This window comes from Gaoshiqia sp. US2 (assembly GCF_059705485.1).
In genome coordinates this window covers 1,119,706-1,134,547 of the sequence record NZ_AP048550.1, presented here as the reverse complement: position 1 = coordinate 1,134,547, position 14,842 = coordinate 1,119,706, and the positions used below count along the sequence as shown (strand labels likewise).

Annotated in this window: 13 protein-coding genes; 10 read left to right on the top strand and 3 right to left on the bottom strand. The window is 45.4% G+C overall.

Annotation, left to right across the window (positions count from 1 at the left end; translation table 11 throughout):
* Nucleotides 1-5: 5 nt before the first annotated feature.
* Together AC6H3C_RS04340 and AC6H3C_RS04335 are read left to right on the top strand one after the other, a co-directional pair.
* Nucleotides 6-746: a rhomboid family intramembrane serine protease gene (locus AC6H3C_RS04340; RefSeq protein WP_497519460.1), complete on the top strand. Its 741-nt coding sequence runs from the start codon at nt 6-8 to the stop codon at nt 744-746.
* A gap of 3 nt (nt 747-749) precedes the next feature.
* Nucleotides 750-1,619 (top strand): rhomboid family intramembrane serine protease, encoded by an 870-nt coding sequence (locus tag AC6H3C_RS04335; protein ID WP_497519459.1) that lies wholly within the window; start codon nt 750-752, stop codon nt 1,617-1,619.
* On the opposite strand, the gene AC6H3C_RS04330 is transcribed toward AC6H3C_RS04335, so the two are convergent.
* Both AC6H3C_RS04330 and AC6H3C_RS04325 read right to left on the bottom strand, forming a co-directional pair.
* Entirely contained in the window at nt 1,620-2,582 is a 963-nt protein-coding gene (locus tag AC6H3C_RS04330) for a YihY/virulence factor BrkB family protein (RefSeq protein ID WP_497519458.1), read from the bottom strand. It lies immediately after the preceding gene.
* A 5-nt stretch (nt 2,583-2,587) separates the two neighbouring features.
* The gene (locus AC6H3C_RS04325) at nt 2,588-2,980 is read right to left on the bottom strand and encodes a DUF4783 domain-containing protein (RefSeq protein WP_497519457.1); all 393 of its coding nucleotides are present in this window, start codon (nt 2,978-2,980) and stop codon (nt 2,588-2,590) included.
* 116 nt (nt 2,981-3,096) lie between these two features.
* Between AC6H3C_RS04325 and rlmH the strand changes: the two genes are divergently transcribed.
* Both rlmH and AC6H3C_RS04315 read left to right on the top strand, forming a co-directional pair.
* On the top strand, nt 3,097-3,570 hold the full coding sequence (gene rlmH, locus AC6H3C_RS04320) for a 23S rRNA (pseudouridine(1915)-N(3))-methyltransferase RlmH (protein ID WP_497519456.1): 474 nt from the start codon (nt 3,097-3,099) through the stop codon (nt 3,568-3,570).
* Between the two features lie 21 nt (nt 3,571-3,591).
* The gene (locus AC6H3C_RS04315; protein ID WP_497519455.1) at nt 3,592-7,251 is read left to right on the top strand and encodes a sensor histidine kinase; all 3,660 of its coding nucleotides are present in this window, start codon (nt 3,592-3,594) and stop codon (nt 7,249-7,251) included.
* A gap of 27 nt (nt 7,252-7,278) precedes the next feature.
* On the opposite strand, the gene AC6H3C_RS04310 is transcribed toward AC6H3C_RS04315, so the two are convergent.
* Nucleotides 7,279-7,938 carry a hypothetical protein gene (locus AC6H3C_RS04310; protein WP_497519454.1) on the bottom strand — a complete coding sequence of 220 codons (660 nt, stop codon included), beginning with the start codon at nt 7,936-7,938 and terminating at the stop codon, nt 7,279-7,281.
* Between the two features lie 92 nt (nt 7,939-8,030).
* On the opposite strand from AC6H3C_RS04310, the gene AC6H3C_RS04305 reads away from it, so the two are divergent.
* The 6 genes from AC6H3C_RS04305 (at nt 8,031) to AC6H3C_RS04280 (ending at nt 14,828) form a co-directional block, all read left to right on the top strand.
* Complete coding sequence (locus tag AC6H3C_RS04305; protein WP_497515887.1) at nt 8,031-9,428, top strand: IS1380 family transposase; 1,398 nt, start codon at nt 8,031-8,033, stop codon at nt 9,426-9,428.
* A 413-nt stretch (nt 9,429-9,841) separates the two neighbouring features.
* On the top strand, nt 9,842-10,522 hold the full coding sequence (locus tag AC6H3C_RS04300) for a 4Fe-4S dicluster domain-containing protein (RefSeq protein ID WP_497519453.1): 681 nt from the start codon (nt 9,842-9,844) through the stop codon (nt 10,520-10,522).
* 7 nt (nt 10,523-10,529) lie between these two features.
* Nucleotides 10,530-11,615, top strand: a complete 1,086-nt coding sequence (locus AC6H3C_RS04295; RefSeq protein WP_497519452.1) for a heterodisulfide reductase-related iron-sulfur binding cluster — start codon at nt 10,530-10,532, stop codon at nt 11,613-11,615.
* Nucleotides 11,616-11,625: 10 nt separating this feature from the next.
* On the top strand, nt 11,626-12,657 hold the full coding sequence (locus AC6H3C_RS04290) for an FAD-dependent oxidoreductase (RefSeq protein WP_497519451.1): 1,032 nt from the start codon (nt 11,626-11,628) through the stop codon (nt 12,655-12,657).
* Nucleotides 12,654-12,998: a 4Fe-4S dicluster domain-containing protein gene (locus AC6H3C_RS04285; RefSeq protein WP_497519450.1), complete on the top strand. Its 345-nt coding sequence runs from the start codon at nt 12,654-12,656 to the stop codon at nt 12,996-12,998. Before AC6H3C_RS04290 ends, AC6H3C_RS04285 begins: the two co-directional genes overlap by 4 nt.
* A 3-nt stretch (nt 12,999-13,001) precedes the next feature.
* Nucleotides 13,002-14,828: a (Fe-S)-binding protein gene (locus AC6H3C_RS04280; protein WP_497519449.1), complete on the top strand. Its 1,827-nt coding sequence runs from the start codon at nt 13,002-13,004 to the stop codon at nt 14,826-14,828.
* Nucleotides 14,829-14,842: the final 14 nt, after the last annotated feature.

Here is a 14,842-nt window from a genome sequence, read left to right as displayed (position 1 = left end):
TAATTATGCAGAATTTCAGACCTGTTTTCTCCAATATTCCCCCGGTTGTAAAAAACCTGATCATTATAAATGCGCTTATGCTGCTGGTAACTTATGTTATGAGCATGCGCGGGATCAACCTGTCGTCTATTCTCGGCTTACATTTCATTTACTCTCCGGCATTCAAACCGGTTCAGCTGGTCACACACCTGTTTATGCACGGGGGCTTTATGCACCTGCTGTTCAATATGTTTGCTCTGTGGATGTTCGGGCGGGTGTTGGAAAGTGTCTGGGGTCCCAGACGCTTTTTCATCTACTACTTTGTCACCGGGCTGGGCGCCGCAGCGCTGCATACCTTTGTTAATTTTTTGGAATACCAGTCAATCGTTTCGAAGATGAACCCGGATCAGGTTGATCTGGTTATGCAACAAGGTCGCGAAATCTGGCTGCAAGGGAAAAATTTTTCTGACCCCTTAATGGGTAAGCTGAATATGTTGCTGAATATCCCGACGGTTGGCGCATCGGGCGCTGTATTTGGAGTACTGCTCGGCTTCGGGATGTTGTTCCCGAACACGCAACTGTACCTGTTATTTCCTCCGATCCCCATCAAAGCAAAATATTTTGTTATTGGCTACGGCTTGCTCGAGCTTTACCTGGGTTTGTCGCGTCCGGGCAGCAATGTGGCTCATTTTGCTCACCTGGGCGGTATGTTATTTGGCTACCTGATGATTAAATACTGGAATAAAAACAGCCGTCATTTTTATTAGACTATGAATATTGCTGACGAAATCAAAGAATCTTTTAAAAAGGGATCGGTACTGACGCGGCTGATTTATGTGAATATCGGCCTGTTCCTTTTCATCCGGATTATCAACGTGTTTTTCTTTTTGCTGAATCAGGAATTCACCTTGCTGAACTGGCTGGCTCAACCGGCCGATATCGACCAGTTACTAAGCAAACCCTGGACCCTGATCACCTACATGTTTCTGCATTTCAACTTTTTACACATCTTATTTAATATCTTGTGGTTATACTGGATGGGGAAGATTTTCCTATTCTATTTCGATCAAAAGAAACTATTGGGCGTTTACCTGCTTGGCGGATTATCCGGCGGTCTGTTCTTTTTGGCCGGCTACAACTTGTTCCCTGCCTTTACCGAAGTGGTTGTTTTTTCGCAGTTGTTAGGAGCATCGGCTTCGGTACTGGCCATTATTGCAGCCGTGGCCACCTATGCCCCTAACCACATCATCAACCTGATGTTTATCGGGCAGGTTAAAATGAAACACTTGGCCATTGTTTCCCTGCTGCTGTATGTCATCGGGATCGCGTCATCGAATGCGGGCGGAAACCTGGCCCACCTGGGCGGGGCATTCTTCGGTTTTATTTATGTACTGGTTTACCGGAAAGGCATTGATTTGACCAAAGGGCTAACCGCATTGACCGATTTCCTCGTCGCCACCTTCAAACCAAAACAACGTATTGAGGTAACTTACCGGGGGAACAATAATGATCTGGAATTTAACCGGCAAAAAAATCTGAAACAGGAAGAAATCAACCGGGTGCTCGACAAAATCAGTCAATCAGGGTATGATTCGCTCACCAAAGAAGAAAAAGAACTGCTCTTTAAGATGGGAAAATAATCAGGCATCCATGCGGGTTTCAATGTAAACAGGTTCTTTTAATAAATCTTTCTTCTTCCTCCGCGCGGCGCTCAGGCTGGCATTCAGTTCAAAACCAATCAACAGAATGAGCGACATGATATAAAAAAGCAACAACACGACCAATAAGGTTCCGATTGAACCATATAACTTGTTATACTGGCTGAAATTGTTGATATAGTAGCCAAATCCAAGCAAAACAGAAATACTCAGCACGGTAGACAAGGTTCCGCCGGCTGAAATAAACCTCCAGCGGGTCCTTTTTGTCGGAGCAAAATAATAAAGAGATGAGTAAGCAAAAAAGAACAAGGCCAACACAACAACCCACTTACCGGCCAGAAGCAAATAATAGGTAAACTGACTCCCAAGCAACTGATTATGGTGCAGATACTCGATCACCACCGGCCCGATGGTGAGCAGGGCAATGGCCAACGTTAATAAAACCGCCAGGACGAACATCAACAGAAAGGCCATCAGCCGCTGGCCGTACCAGGTTCGTCTTTCAAAACTGTGTAACGATGCGTCGAAGGCATTCATCATCGACGACAGTCCGTTTGTAGCAAACAACAGCGTCATGAAAAAACCAAAGGAAAGCAAGTCGCCTCTTGGTCGGGTCAGAATATCCTGTATGGTTTCTTCAACAACAATAAAGGTACTTTCGGGAAGAAAATCCCGGATCAGCAAAAAAAGCTGTGGCTGAAAGTTCCTGATCGGAATATAGGGAATCAGCGTAAATAAAAAGATCAGCGCCGGGAATAGCGCCAGAAAAAAGCTAAAAGCGATGGCCGATGCCCGGGTGGTAATGGCTCCGTTTACTATACTGTGCGAGAAAAAAAGTAACACATCGTACAAAGGAATCTTGTCAAACCCGGGAAAACTGACCTTTCGGGCATGAATCAAAAATCGCAGAAAAAAGCGTTTTACCCGATAAAACCGTTTTGCCATAGGCGCTATTGTTTTTCAATTCTCAATTGATGGATATAGGCTTTGCCTCCATCGTTCTTCAATAAGAAATAAACCCGGAATATCCCTTTATTTGTTGATAAATTTCCAATGGCATATTTCGATCCTTCTTTCCCTCCCTGATGAATAACACTGAACCCCTGTGCCTTATGATTACTAAAAAAATTGGTCACGATTTGCTGAGCCTGGGCTTTACTGTATACATCATCCTGTTCGAGTACAACCATCTCGATGTTCTGATTGAAGTAAGCCGATAAGGTATTGGCATTTCCTGTTTTCAGGCTTAATACAATTTCATCCGGAATCTGGGCGAACAACATGATTCCTGAAAAAACAAAAGCAACCGTAAAAAATAAAGTTTTGTAAATAATCCGTTTCATTTTTATAATTTTAGAAACACATTAATCTGCTTGCATAAATTGTACCAATTATCAAAAAATACTGGCAGCGTTACCTAACTTTGTAAAGTTAACAAATTTCACGAGAGAAATTCCCTATGAAGATACGGCTGATTGTCATCGGAAAAACAGATAAAAAATTTTTACAGGAAGGAATTGATCTGTTTCTTAAGCGAATTCCTCATTACCTCCCCTTTGAATACCAGGTAATTCCCGACCTGAAAAACACGCGGAAACTCTCTGAAGATCAGCAAAAAGAAAAAGAAGGCGAGCTGCTTTTAGCTCAGATGAAACCGGGCGATGAACTGATTTTACTGGACGAACGGGGCGACGAATTCAAATCGACAGATTTTGCACGGTTTTTGGAGAAACGAATGCTTGGCGGAACAAAAAATTTAGTTTTTGCTATTGGTGGTCCGTATGGATTCCCGGAAGTGGTTTACCAGGCAGCCGCCGGAAAAATCAGTTTGTCCAGGATGACCTTCTCCCATCAATTGGTTCGGTTAATCTTCAGCGAACAGCTTTACCGGGCATTAACGATCCTGAAGGGTGAACCCTATCATCACGAATAATGGTAAAATAGTCAGAAATACATGGAAATCCTGAAAAAATACCTGTTGCTCATTATTTCGGTCAGTTTGTTTATCCTTGGTTTTATCACCGAGCACCGGTATATGAACCGGGATCAGGAGAAACTTGTTGCCCGCCGGTTTCAGGAAGTATTACACAAGCAGCAGGCGCTCCTTGATCGTAAGCTGGTTGAAATGACTGAAATAATTGAGTCGGATGAGTTTGACGGAAATTTTCAGGCGAATTTCAGTTACCTGCTGCCCACGTTTCGTGAAAACGGGATGGGGTTTTTAATTACCGACAACCAGGACCTGTTGTACTGGTCGAACAATCAGTTTCCATTTGCCGGACGGTTTATGCGCCAATTCCACGAAGAACAAATCCAGTTCCTTCCCAACGGAGTTTTCCTGAGCGCTGCGAAAACAGCAGGATCGTATACGGTCATCGGGCTCGTCCACCTGAGAGATCACTATTCAATTCAAAACAAGTACATCGAAAATAAATTCAACCCTGTTTTCAATACGCCCGATTCTTACTTTATCCAACTCAAACGAAGTTCGAATGCGCATCCGATTTTTGATTTGAACGGCGATTATTTGTTATCGCTGGTCGCTTACGGGAAAGTACAATGCCAACTTTCGAAACTTTATTTGCCGGTAGGCATTTTTTTGCTGGCCTTGCTGATGTTGTTTTTCTTTTCACGACAACTGTTTAAACGGTTCTGCCATGAGCATTTCATTCTGCGCGTGTTTATTTTAGGCCTGTCGCTGTTCGGTTTTTACTGGTTTCATTTGCTTTTCCGCATACCGGCAGTGAGCTACGCGTTTGAGCTGTTCAGCCCCTCTCTGTATGCTTACTCGCTCTGGTTACCATCGATGGGCGACCTGTTACTGCTCACGATTCTCATTTTTTTCTGGAGTTATAATTTCTCCAAAGACTTTGTTTTTTCGAAAAAACGAAAGGATTACGAACTGATGATCGGATTTGGGTTCACAGCGCTTTTTTACATCTTCATCAACTTCCTAATCAAAAACCTGATACACAACAGCAGTTTTTCATTCCAACTAAACCGGATCGATAACATTAATCCATACAGCCTGGTGGGTTACATCATTATTGCGTTATTGTTTTTCTCAGCTTTCATCATCAACATGAAATTGGTTGAAGCCAGTAGCATCCACCTGAACCGGAAAAAATGTCTTTGGACAAACGGTATCCTGGTACTGTTATTTCTAACGCTTTCAGCCATTTTCAAGACCACCGCCATCTATGTTATTTGTCTGTTCCTGATTACCAGTTTCTCGGTATTTGCATTTCAAAACACCCAGTTAAAGCGGGTTTCCTTATCGTTCCTGATTTATTTTGTATCGCTGTTTACCTTTTTTTCGCTGATTATTATTCAAAGTCACAACAACGAGCGAAGACGCCAAATCCAGCGTTTGCAGGCGATCACCCTGTACTCCGAACATGATCCGGCTGCCGAAATATTCCTGACCGAGATGCAACAACAAATGAATGTTGACTCGGTTGTACCTTACTTGCTATCGTCGTCATATGAAAATCTGGAAGACTATTTTGACCAGCACTATTTTAACGGATACTTCAGAAAATACGACAGCCAGATAACTATTTGCGACGGCTCGGACAGTTTACTGATACAACCGGAAAACCGGATGGTACCCTGCTTCCCCTTTTTCGATAAAATGATTGAAGAGTTGGGCACCCCAATCCCCGGAACCAAATTCTATTACCTGAATAACATGGACGGGCGTATCTCCTACTTCGGAAAAATATTTTACCCGCTCTCGTCCGATTCATTGGGAATATCCGTTTTTATTGAATTACGGTCGAAATTACTGCCGGAGGGAATCGGATTCCCGGAACTTCTGCTGGATAAATCGATGGAAAAACCGGATCGTTACCGCCAATTCTCTTATGCTAAATATTTTAATAACGAACTGGTTTACCTCAGCGGCGATTACCAGTACAATTACTACATCAGCAGCTACGATATCACGAACAGCGCCAGCGAGTTTAACCTGCGAAAATGGGACGGATACGAACACCTGACCTACAAATTGGGCAACGATAATTATATTGTTGTGAGCGCCAGAGCATTCGAATTTCTGGACTACCTGATTTCATTTCCCTATCTTTTTGTCTTTTACCTCGTTTTTGTTTTGGTGATCGTATTTATCGGAAATACCAAGTACCGGCAGCAGGCTCTGGTTTACGATCTGAAATTCAGGATACAGGCTTCAATCATCTCGGTTGTGTTGTTTTCGCTGATGTTGGTGGCGGCAGGTACAATCTATTATAACCTGCACGAGTATTCGAACAGGTACCAGGATGATCTGAACGAAAAAATGAGTTCGATCGCTGAAGAAATCAACCTGCGGCTCAACCATGTTGATGAGTTTTCGCCGGAAGTCCGCACCTGGCTTTGGCGCGAACTGAATAACCTTTCGAACATTTTTCGCGCCGATATCAATATTTTCGGGAACGACGGTGAACTGATTGCTTCGTCGCGCCCGGAGCTTTTTAACCGGGGAATTATTTCAACCCGCATGGATGCCCTGGCGTTTTACGAACTCACCGAAAATTACCAGATCAGCTACATTCAGCCCGAGAAAATCGGCAAGCTTTCCTTTTTGTCTATTTATGAGCCAATTATAAACAACAAAGGAGAATACCTGGGCTTTATTAACCTGCCTTATTTTACCCGTGGCGACGAAATGAAACAGGAGGTAACCACCTTTATTGTGGCCTTTATCAACCTGTATGTATTGCTCTTCTTTGCCAGTGTGATTGTTGCTGTGATTTTGGCCAACCAGATTACCCGGCCCCTGAGTTTGATCCGGGAAAAACTGAAAGGAATCCAGCTGGATAAAAAAAATGAGCAGATCAGTTATCAGCGGGATGACGAGATTGGAGCCCTGATTAAAGAATATAACCGGAAAGTTGACGAATTGGCCGATAGCGCCGAATTGCTGGCCCGTTCGGAAAGGGAAATGGCCTGGCGGGAAATGGCCAAACAGATCGCACACGAAATTAAGAATCCGCTTACGCCCATGAAACTTAACATCCAGTATTTACAGCGGGCAAAAGCTGAAAAAAGTGAACACTACGATGAATACTTCGACCGGGTTACCCGGATTCTCATTGAACAAATTGATACCCTGTCGGATATCGCCACCGAATTTTCAAACTTCGCCAAAATCCCGAAAGCGAAAAACGAAGTGTTCAACCTGGTAAAAAGGCTGACTCATGTTACTGAATTATTTGAATCGAACCAACAGGTGAACTTCCGCCTCGAACTGAACGGCCACGAGGAAGCGTTGATTTATGCAGATCAGGAACAAATTTCGCGCGCCATGGTTAATCTCATTAAAAATGCCATGCAGTCGATTCCGTCCACGCGGAAAGGGGAAATCAGCATCAACCTGTCTATTGACGAAGGACAAGCCATTATCGCGGTTAAAGACAACGGCGCCGGCATCCCTGAAAAAATCAGGCAACAAATGTTTCGGCCAAACTTCACCACTAAAACAAGCGGCATGGGGCTGGGCCTGGCTATTGTAAAAAAGATCATTGAAACCTTCCGCGGCCGCATCTGGTTTGAGACTGAAATCAACAAGGGATCAACCTTCTATGTCGAAATTCCCCTATATAGCGAACAATAACAGCATGCAAGCAGACTCATTGAAAACTCAGTAAAAACTGTAACCCGACATCACCCGTGTCAGTTGTACCGGTTTATAGTAATACCGTTGTTTATATTTCTTGTACTTTTCCGATGCATCCGACTCGTTCAATACAAAGTCCGAGAAATCCTTCAGTTGATGGCCTAAACCACGGGCCACGGTTATTTCATCCACCTTGCGCTCCAGTTTTTTGCGAAAAGGCGGCAACAGGTACGCCACACCGGTCAGCAAAATGCCTGCGCCCGTTTTACTTTCAAAGTCAACCACATGCCCCAGTTCATGACCAATCAACCCGATTTGGGCATTCAGCGGCACCTGGTCCGGTAATACCCCTTTTCCCTTTTTAACGGTTGTATTGACAAAAATCCGGTAGCTCCGGTTTTCCTTGCTTTTGAAAATAAAGTCCCAGCGGGGAACAGCTGCCATCGTGGTTTTTAAATTCTTCTTTTTAAAATGAATGTCCACACCGTCCAGGTCAGGATAATAACTCAGTGCAATCAGACTCTGAATTTTATATTCGGAAATCAGGCGGTGGTTTTCGCGATGTGTCAGCTGCTTCCGGTAAGCATGAAGTGAATCGCGCACGAACTCCCTGACCGGTTCTTTTGCCTGCGCCGAGAAAAGAAGAGAAATAATACAAAAAAAGATCCCGAACAGCCGTTTCATGAGTTTAACCTGAATAATTCACAAAAACGAAGAAAAGCTCACGAAAATTAAAGATAAATTACTATCTTACAGCGTCTTACAACCGTATTTCCATGAGCTCTTCAGAAAATAAAATTACCGAAAAAACTCTGGACAAGCAAACAGACGTTGCAATTTGCCAGGGAAAACTCTTCGATTTACAACCAATTGACAATAAGCGTATTGAGGTAAGTTTTACTGCATCTGAGATTTCTTCAGATGGTGGTTTGCTGTTGGTCAAAGATATCGAGAGCCGGATTGGCATCATCAAGTCGCTGGTTACTTGTATTGAGGACACCCGGCATCAAAGCTATGTTGACCACTCTTTGGAAGAGATTGCTGCACAGCGGGTATATCAGATTGTTGCTGGATATGAAGATGCCAATGATTGCAATACCTTGCGCGATGACACGATCCTGAAAATGAGTGTTGGACGTTTGCCCATGACAGGGAATGCCTTGGCATCTCAATCAACTATGACCCGTTTTGAGAACACCCCAAGAGCCAGTGAACTGTACAACATCGCGTATGCCTTTGCCAATAAGTTTATTGAATCCTACCCTTCGGAACCTCCTGTGATTATTATCGATTGCGATGACACCAACATTGATACCCACGGGGGGCAGCAGTTAACCCTGTTCAATAACTATTACGGAGAGTATTGCTACATGCCCCTTCACATTTATGAAGGCTTGTCGGGAAAACTGATTACCACCATACTCAAACCAGGCAGGCGCAGCAAAAGTGCCAATGTTTTTGGGATACTCAAAAGGCTTGTTGCCCATTTGCGCAAATCGTGGAAAAATACGGTGATCATTGTTCGGGGCGACAGCCACTTTTGCAGCAAAGAGTTGATGGACTGGTGCGTTGGACAACCCAATATCCATTTTATAACTGGCTTGACCGGAAACAGCGTATTGAATTCGAGTGTTGAAACTCTTGTAAAGAGTTGCGAAAATGAATTTGCCAGATATGCCAAACCCATAAAGCGTTATCACTCATTTGGCTACAAAGCGGGTAGTTGGGAAAACCAGCAACGCGTGATTGTTAAAATCGAAGTGACAAGCAAAGGATCCAATATTCGTTTTATTGTAACCGACCTTTGGGAATACCGGACAAAGGCACTTTACGAACAAGGGTACTGCGGACGGGGCAGGATGGAACTCAATATCAAAGACCACAAAAACTACCTGCAATCAGGCCGGATGTCGTGCAATAGCTTTTATGCCAATCAGTTCAGGTTATTCTTGCATTCAGCCGCTTATGTGCTGATGCACTCGTTGCAGGAGAACATGCTAAAAACAAAGGGGTTGGCAGCTGTTACGATGAAGACATTACGTGAAAGGTTCATTAAAATTGCTGCCCAGGTTAGACAAATGAAGACAAAAATAAAAGTGGAATTTCCAGCTTCATGCCCGCAAGCCAAACTGCTTGAGAATTACTTCCTCGAAATCGGACAGTTGCGCCGTTAGCAACAACCCAACTATATTCAAAAATACATATTAATCAGGCACTTGCAAAGCACAAGATAAAATACCTATGTTCTGTGAAGAAAATACACACAATTTTTGGTCTAAAACTAAACAGGCCAACCTCTAAAATGACCAATCGAAAACAATCGCAGACAACAAATTTTCTTTTCAGCATATGGGTTATTAAATCCCACGGCTGAAAAAATCAAATATTCACCTTTTTAAAGTTTATGAATTATTCAGGTTAAAAATATAAAAATCAGGCTGCTTTCCAAAATGCCGGATCCTGATCACGGCCAGGATCAGACAACAAATCGGATATACGTTCAAAAGCGTAGATCAAAATAGGACTTTGTGCTGTTTCAGCCCGACTTGTACCATCGTAGCTTTACCTGGCCAAAAATCAGACGAACATGATCCTTTACCGAATGCTGCTGCGTGACGTCCGTTTCGTGGAAGGGCTGAAAGCCTGCATGAACTGCGGAGTTTGTACAGCAATTTGTCCGGCTGCCGAGTTTTTTGATTACGACCCGCGGATGCTGGTTGTTGAAGTACAGTCGCGCGACGACGAGCGGATCGAAAAACTGCTTCGCAGCGAGACCATCTGGTACTGCGGACAGTGCATGTCGTGCAAAACCCGCTGCCCGCGCGGAAATTGCCCGGGTCTGGTAATCAACGCCCTGCGAAAATTATCCCAGGAACTGGGCTTTTTCACCGAAAGCCGTCGCGGGCGTCAGCAATACGCCCTCAAAAAAGTACTCATCGAAAATATTCTTGAACGCGGATACTGTGTCCATCCCGACAGTTTAAAGCCGAAGCTTCACCCGGAACAGGGACCTGTTTGGGAGTGGTTTTTTGAGAACAGGGAAGCGCTTTACGACCGGCTTGGCGCCAACCTGGACAAAGAGGGGGCCGGTACCCTGCGGAAAATCGCGCCGGAAGTATTAGCCGAACTAAAAGCTATTTTTGACGAATCAGGGGCGACCGGATTTTTGGAGAAAATAGAAAACTACAGCCGCGAAAAAGCCGCAGAAATGGGCATAAAAAACGATGACATGGAAAGCTATTTCATGCATGTTTTCACAACAAACTAAACTGAAGATGAAACACCAGGCAAAGTCACGAATTTGGAGCGACTACCAGAAAACCATTCCCGAAGACAAATTTTATTACCTGAGAAGCTGTATCAGGCAAAACTTTTTCCCTGGTTCTGAACGCGCCTTCCTGCAAATCATGCAAAACGATTTGGGTAAGGATGTGCTGGACGATCCCAAGCATACCACCTGCACCGGTATTGCCTATCATTCCGACCTGCTTCCGTTCGAAACATTGCAAACCGTGGTTGCCCGCCAGTTTGCGCTTATGGCCGAAGCCGGCTATAAAAACCTGGCTGTTTCCTGTGTCACCTCTTTTGGTATTTATTCCGAAGTGCTCGAAACCTGGAAAGAATTTCCCGAAGAAATGGAAAAGGCCCGCCACTACCTGCGGAAAGCCACCGGCCGTGAACTAAGCGTCCCTGAAAACGTCGCGCATTGCAGCGACATTCTTTATCATTTTCGGGACCAGATCGCTGGCAGGCAGCAATATCGGCTAACCAACCGGGAAACCGGCGAGCCCTTGAAAATTGTTGAGCATATCGGCTGTCATTATGCTAAGATGTTTCCGGGGAAAGGCCTTGGCGGGGCCGAGTTTTCGTGTGTGCTGAGCGGCCTGATTGAAGCCTGGGGCGGACAGGTGGTCGATTACCCGGAACGACGGCATTGCTGCGGCTTTGGCTTTCGCCAATATCTCATCATGGCCAACCGGGGGTACTCCGTTTCCAACTCAAAAAAAAAATTCGAATCCATGCAGCCTTACCAACCTGACGCGATCATTTGCAATTGCCCCGGCTGTGCCATGTTTATGGACAAGTGGCAATACACCATCGGCGAAATGGACGGAAAAATGTACGGAAGCGAACAGCAAGGCATTCCGGTGCTGACTTACGAAGAATTGGCAGGTCTGGTATTGGGCTACGATCCGTGGGATTTGGGACTGCAAATGCACCAGATCGACTGTGAGCCGCTGCTGCAAAAAATGGAAGTCAAATACAGTCCGGAACTGAAGTACAAAGGGAAAAACGGGAAAGACCTCGGGAAACCCGTTATTCCTGCCTGTTTAAGGCAACAACCGGTTCATTCATTTTAAACAGGAAAAGATGGACAAACGAAAAGAAATCATCACCATTGGCGGTGGAGTTGCCGGAACTGAAGTTTCGGCCATGCTGGCGGAGCTGGGCTACAAAGTTACTTTGATTGAAAAAAACAGTCAAACCGGAGGAAAACTGAACAACTGGAGCCATTTGTTCCCAACCGGCAGACCTGCCGGTCAGGTGGCCGAATTCCTTCAAAACAAGATCCGACGCGAAACGTTTACGACCATTTACGAAACGGATATTTCACAGGTGGTTCAGGGAAATGGTTCTTTCCTGTTAAAAACTACCGACAAACAACAATTACCCGCCGATGCCGTGATTATCAGCACCGGTTTCGAAACATTTGATGCAAGCCGGAAAGAAGAATACGGCTATTCGATTTACGAGAATGTAATCACATCGGTTGATTTGGAACAACGGCTGAAAAACGGGCAAGCCATCACGACGGCCGCCGGATTGAAGCCCCGGCGCATCGCGTTTATTCACTGTGTCGGCTCGCGTGACGAAAAATGCGGGAATCATCATTGCTCCAAAGTGTGCTGTGTAACCGGGGTGAAACAGGCGATGGAACTCGCCAAACAATTGCCTCAAACAGAAATTTTCTGTTTTTACATGGATTTGCGCATGTTTGGCTTGTCCTGGGAATCGATGTACCGCGAAGCCCAGGAAAAGTACAACATCCAGTTTATTCGCGGGCGCCTGTCGGAAGCTTCGGATAATCCGGATGAAACCTTGCAAATAAAAGCAGAAGACACGCTTTCGGGCCGGCCAATCAAAATGCAGGTCGACTTGCTTGTTTTGCTGGTTGGCATGGTTCCCGGAAAAGAAACCTCACGTATGGCCGGTCTGTTCGACTTGCAACGCGAGCCAAACGGTTTTCTGCAGACCGAAGATCCGCACCTGTTGAAAAATCGGTCGTCCCGGAAAGGCATCTTTTTAGCAGGCGCCTGCACCGGGCCGATGACCATTGATGAAACGCTGGAACATGCCCGTTCGGCCGCTTTTGATGTTCACCATTATCTGCAAACCAAATGAATACGTTCGGATTTAAACTGATAGAACCACGCAGTATCGATTTCGACCAATTCGACGGCCGGCTGCTGAATGAGGTACTCGAAAAAGAACCTTCTTTTAAGATTTGCCTGTCGTGTGGCGGATGCACGGCTACCTGCAATGCCGGAACACTGATTGATTTCAATATCCGGAAAATGAACCTGCTGCTTCGCCGCGGCGAAATAACCGGTTTGGCCAAGGAAATTGACAAATGTATGCTTTGCGGAAAGTGCATGCTGGTTTGCCCCCGGGGCATTAACATCCGCAACGTCATCATGCTTCTGAAAAAAGGATTGGTCCAATTTAGAACTGAAAAATACTGATCCATGGAAATACCACCGTTTACCTACCCATTCACCATCGGATTACTGTTTATCATCAGTTTTCTGCTGGTCGTTTCTGTCATCTGGATTTTAAGCCTTTCAAAAATCGACAAAATCCGAATCATCAAAAAAGTGCCGGGCCGAAAGTCGTTGCAGGCCGTTGGTGAAACGTTCATGGAAGCGTTACTCCATCGAAAGATCTTCCGCAAAAACCCGGTTTTGGGATATATGCACGCCAGCCTGGCTTTTGGTTGGTTTTTGCTGATTGTCGCGGGGCACATCGAAGCTGCAGTGCATTACAAAACACTGTCGTTTCCCTTCTGGAAATCAATTTTCTTCCGTTATGCCGAACCTCTTCCCCCATCCGGTTTCGAAGGTAAATCTTTTGCTGCCATCATGGATTTTCTGTTATTGCTGATTCTTTCAGGCGTGGCCTTAGCCTATTACAAACGACTGAACAGCCGTGCCTTTGGCATGAAAAAAACAACCAACCTGAAAGCAGGAGACCGTATCGCCCTGACGGCGCTTTGGCTAATTTTCCCCCTCCGTCTCGCAGCCGAAAGCATCAGCGCCGGGTTACACGGTAACGGAAGCTTTTTAACGCAACCCGCCGGTAATTTACTGGCTACGGCTCTCCCGCTTCATTTTGTCGAACAACCGGCCTGGTGGGCATACTCCTGCTCGCTCGGGGCGTTCTTTTTAGCCATGCCAATGTCGCGCTACATGCACATCCCGGTTGAGGTTTTGCTGATTTTTCTTCGGAAATACGGCGTTCGTTTGAAAAAACACGTGAACGGATATACCCGGGTACAGGTGTTTTCATGCTCACGCTGCGGCATTTGCCTGGATAGTTGCCAGATGAGCCAGGCCAACATCCGGAATACGCAATCGGTTTATGTGCTTAAACAAATCCGGGGACGGCGACTGAGTGACGAACAACTTTTCAATTGCCTGCTCTGCGGACGTTGCCAGAAAGATTGCCCCGTCGGGCTCGATTTGAATGATATCCGGATCACCCAACGGATTGAATCGACCGTCGAATACAATTCCACCTACGACTATTTAAAAAACGGACCAAGCCCCAAAACCGACGTCATTTACTTTGCCGGCTGCATGACTCATCTGACGCCGTCGATCAAAAAAAGCATGAAACAACTGCTCAACCTTGCCCGGATCAATTACTGGTTTATGGACGAACAAAAAGCGCCTTGCTGCGGACGCCCCTTAATCCAGGCCGGGCAGTACGAAGCCGCTAAAAAGCTAATCGCCAACAACCGCGATAAAATACTGCAATCGGGCGCCCAAACCCTGGTGGTTTCGTGCCCCATTTGCTACAAGGTTTTTCGCGAAGACTACGATCTGCCTCATGTTCGGGTGATGCACCATTCTGAATATCTGCTGGAATTGGTCAATCAGGGATTACTGCCTGCCCGCCGCTTATCCGAACGGGTAATTTATCACGACCCCTGTGAATTGGGCCGTGGTAGCGGCATTTACGAACAACCGCGAGAACTGCTCGGGCAGTATGTTAACCTGGTGAAAATAAAACAGGAAAAAGCCGATTCCCCCTGTTGCGGCGGGAGTTTGTCGAACATGAAAATAGCGATGAATGAACGTGATCAGATCCGTGACAACGTACTGGAAGAATACCGGTTGTACCAACCCGACACGATCGTAACAGCCTGCCCGCTTTGTAAAAAAACATTTGCCAAAGGAACTGATGTCGTGGTGCGCGATTTAGCCGAAATCGTCTGGGAAAGTGTTTCCCGCCAAGCAAAACCTACACGAATAACGGTCAAAAAAACAAAACCGGAAGAGATTTTAATTTAATATTGCTGAAAACA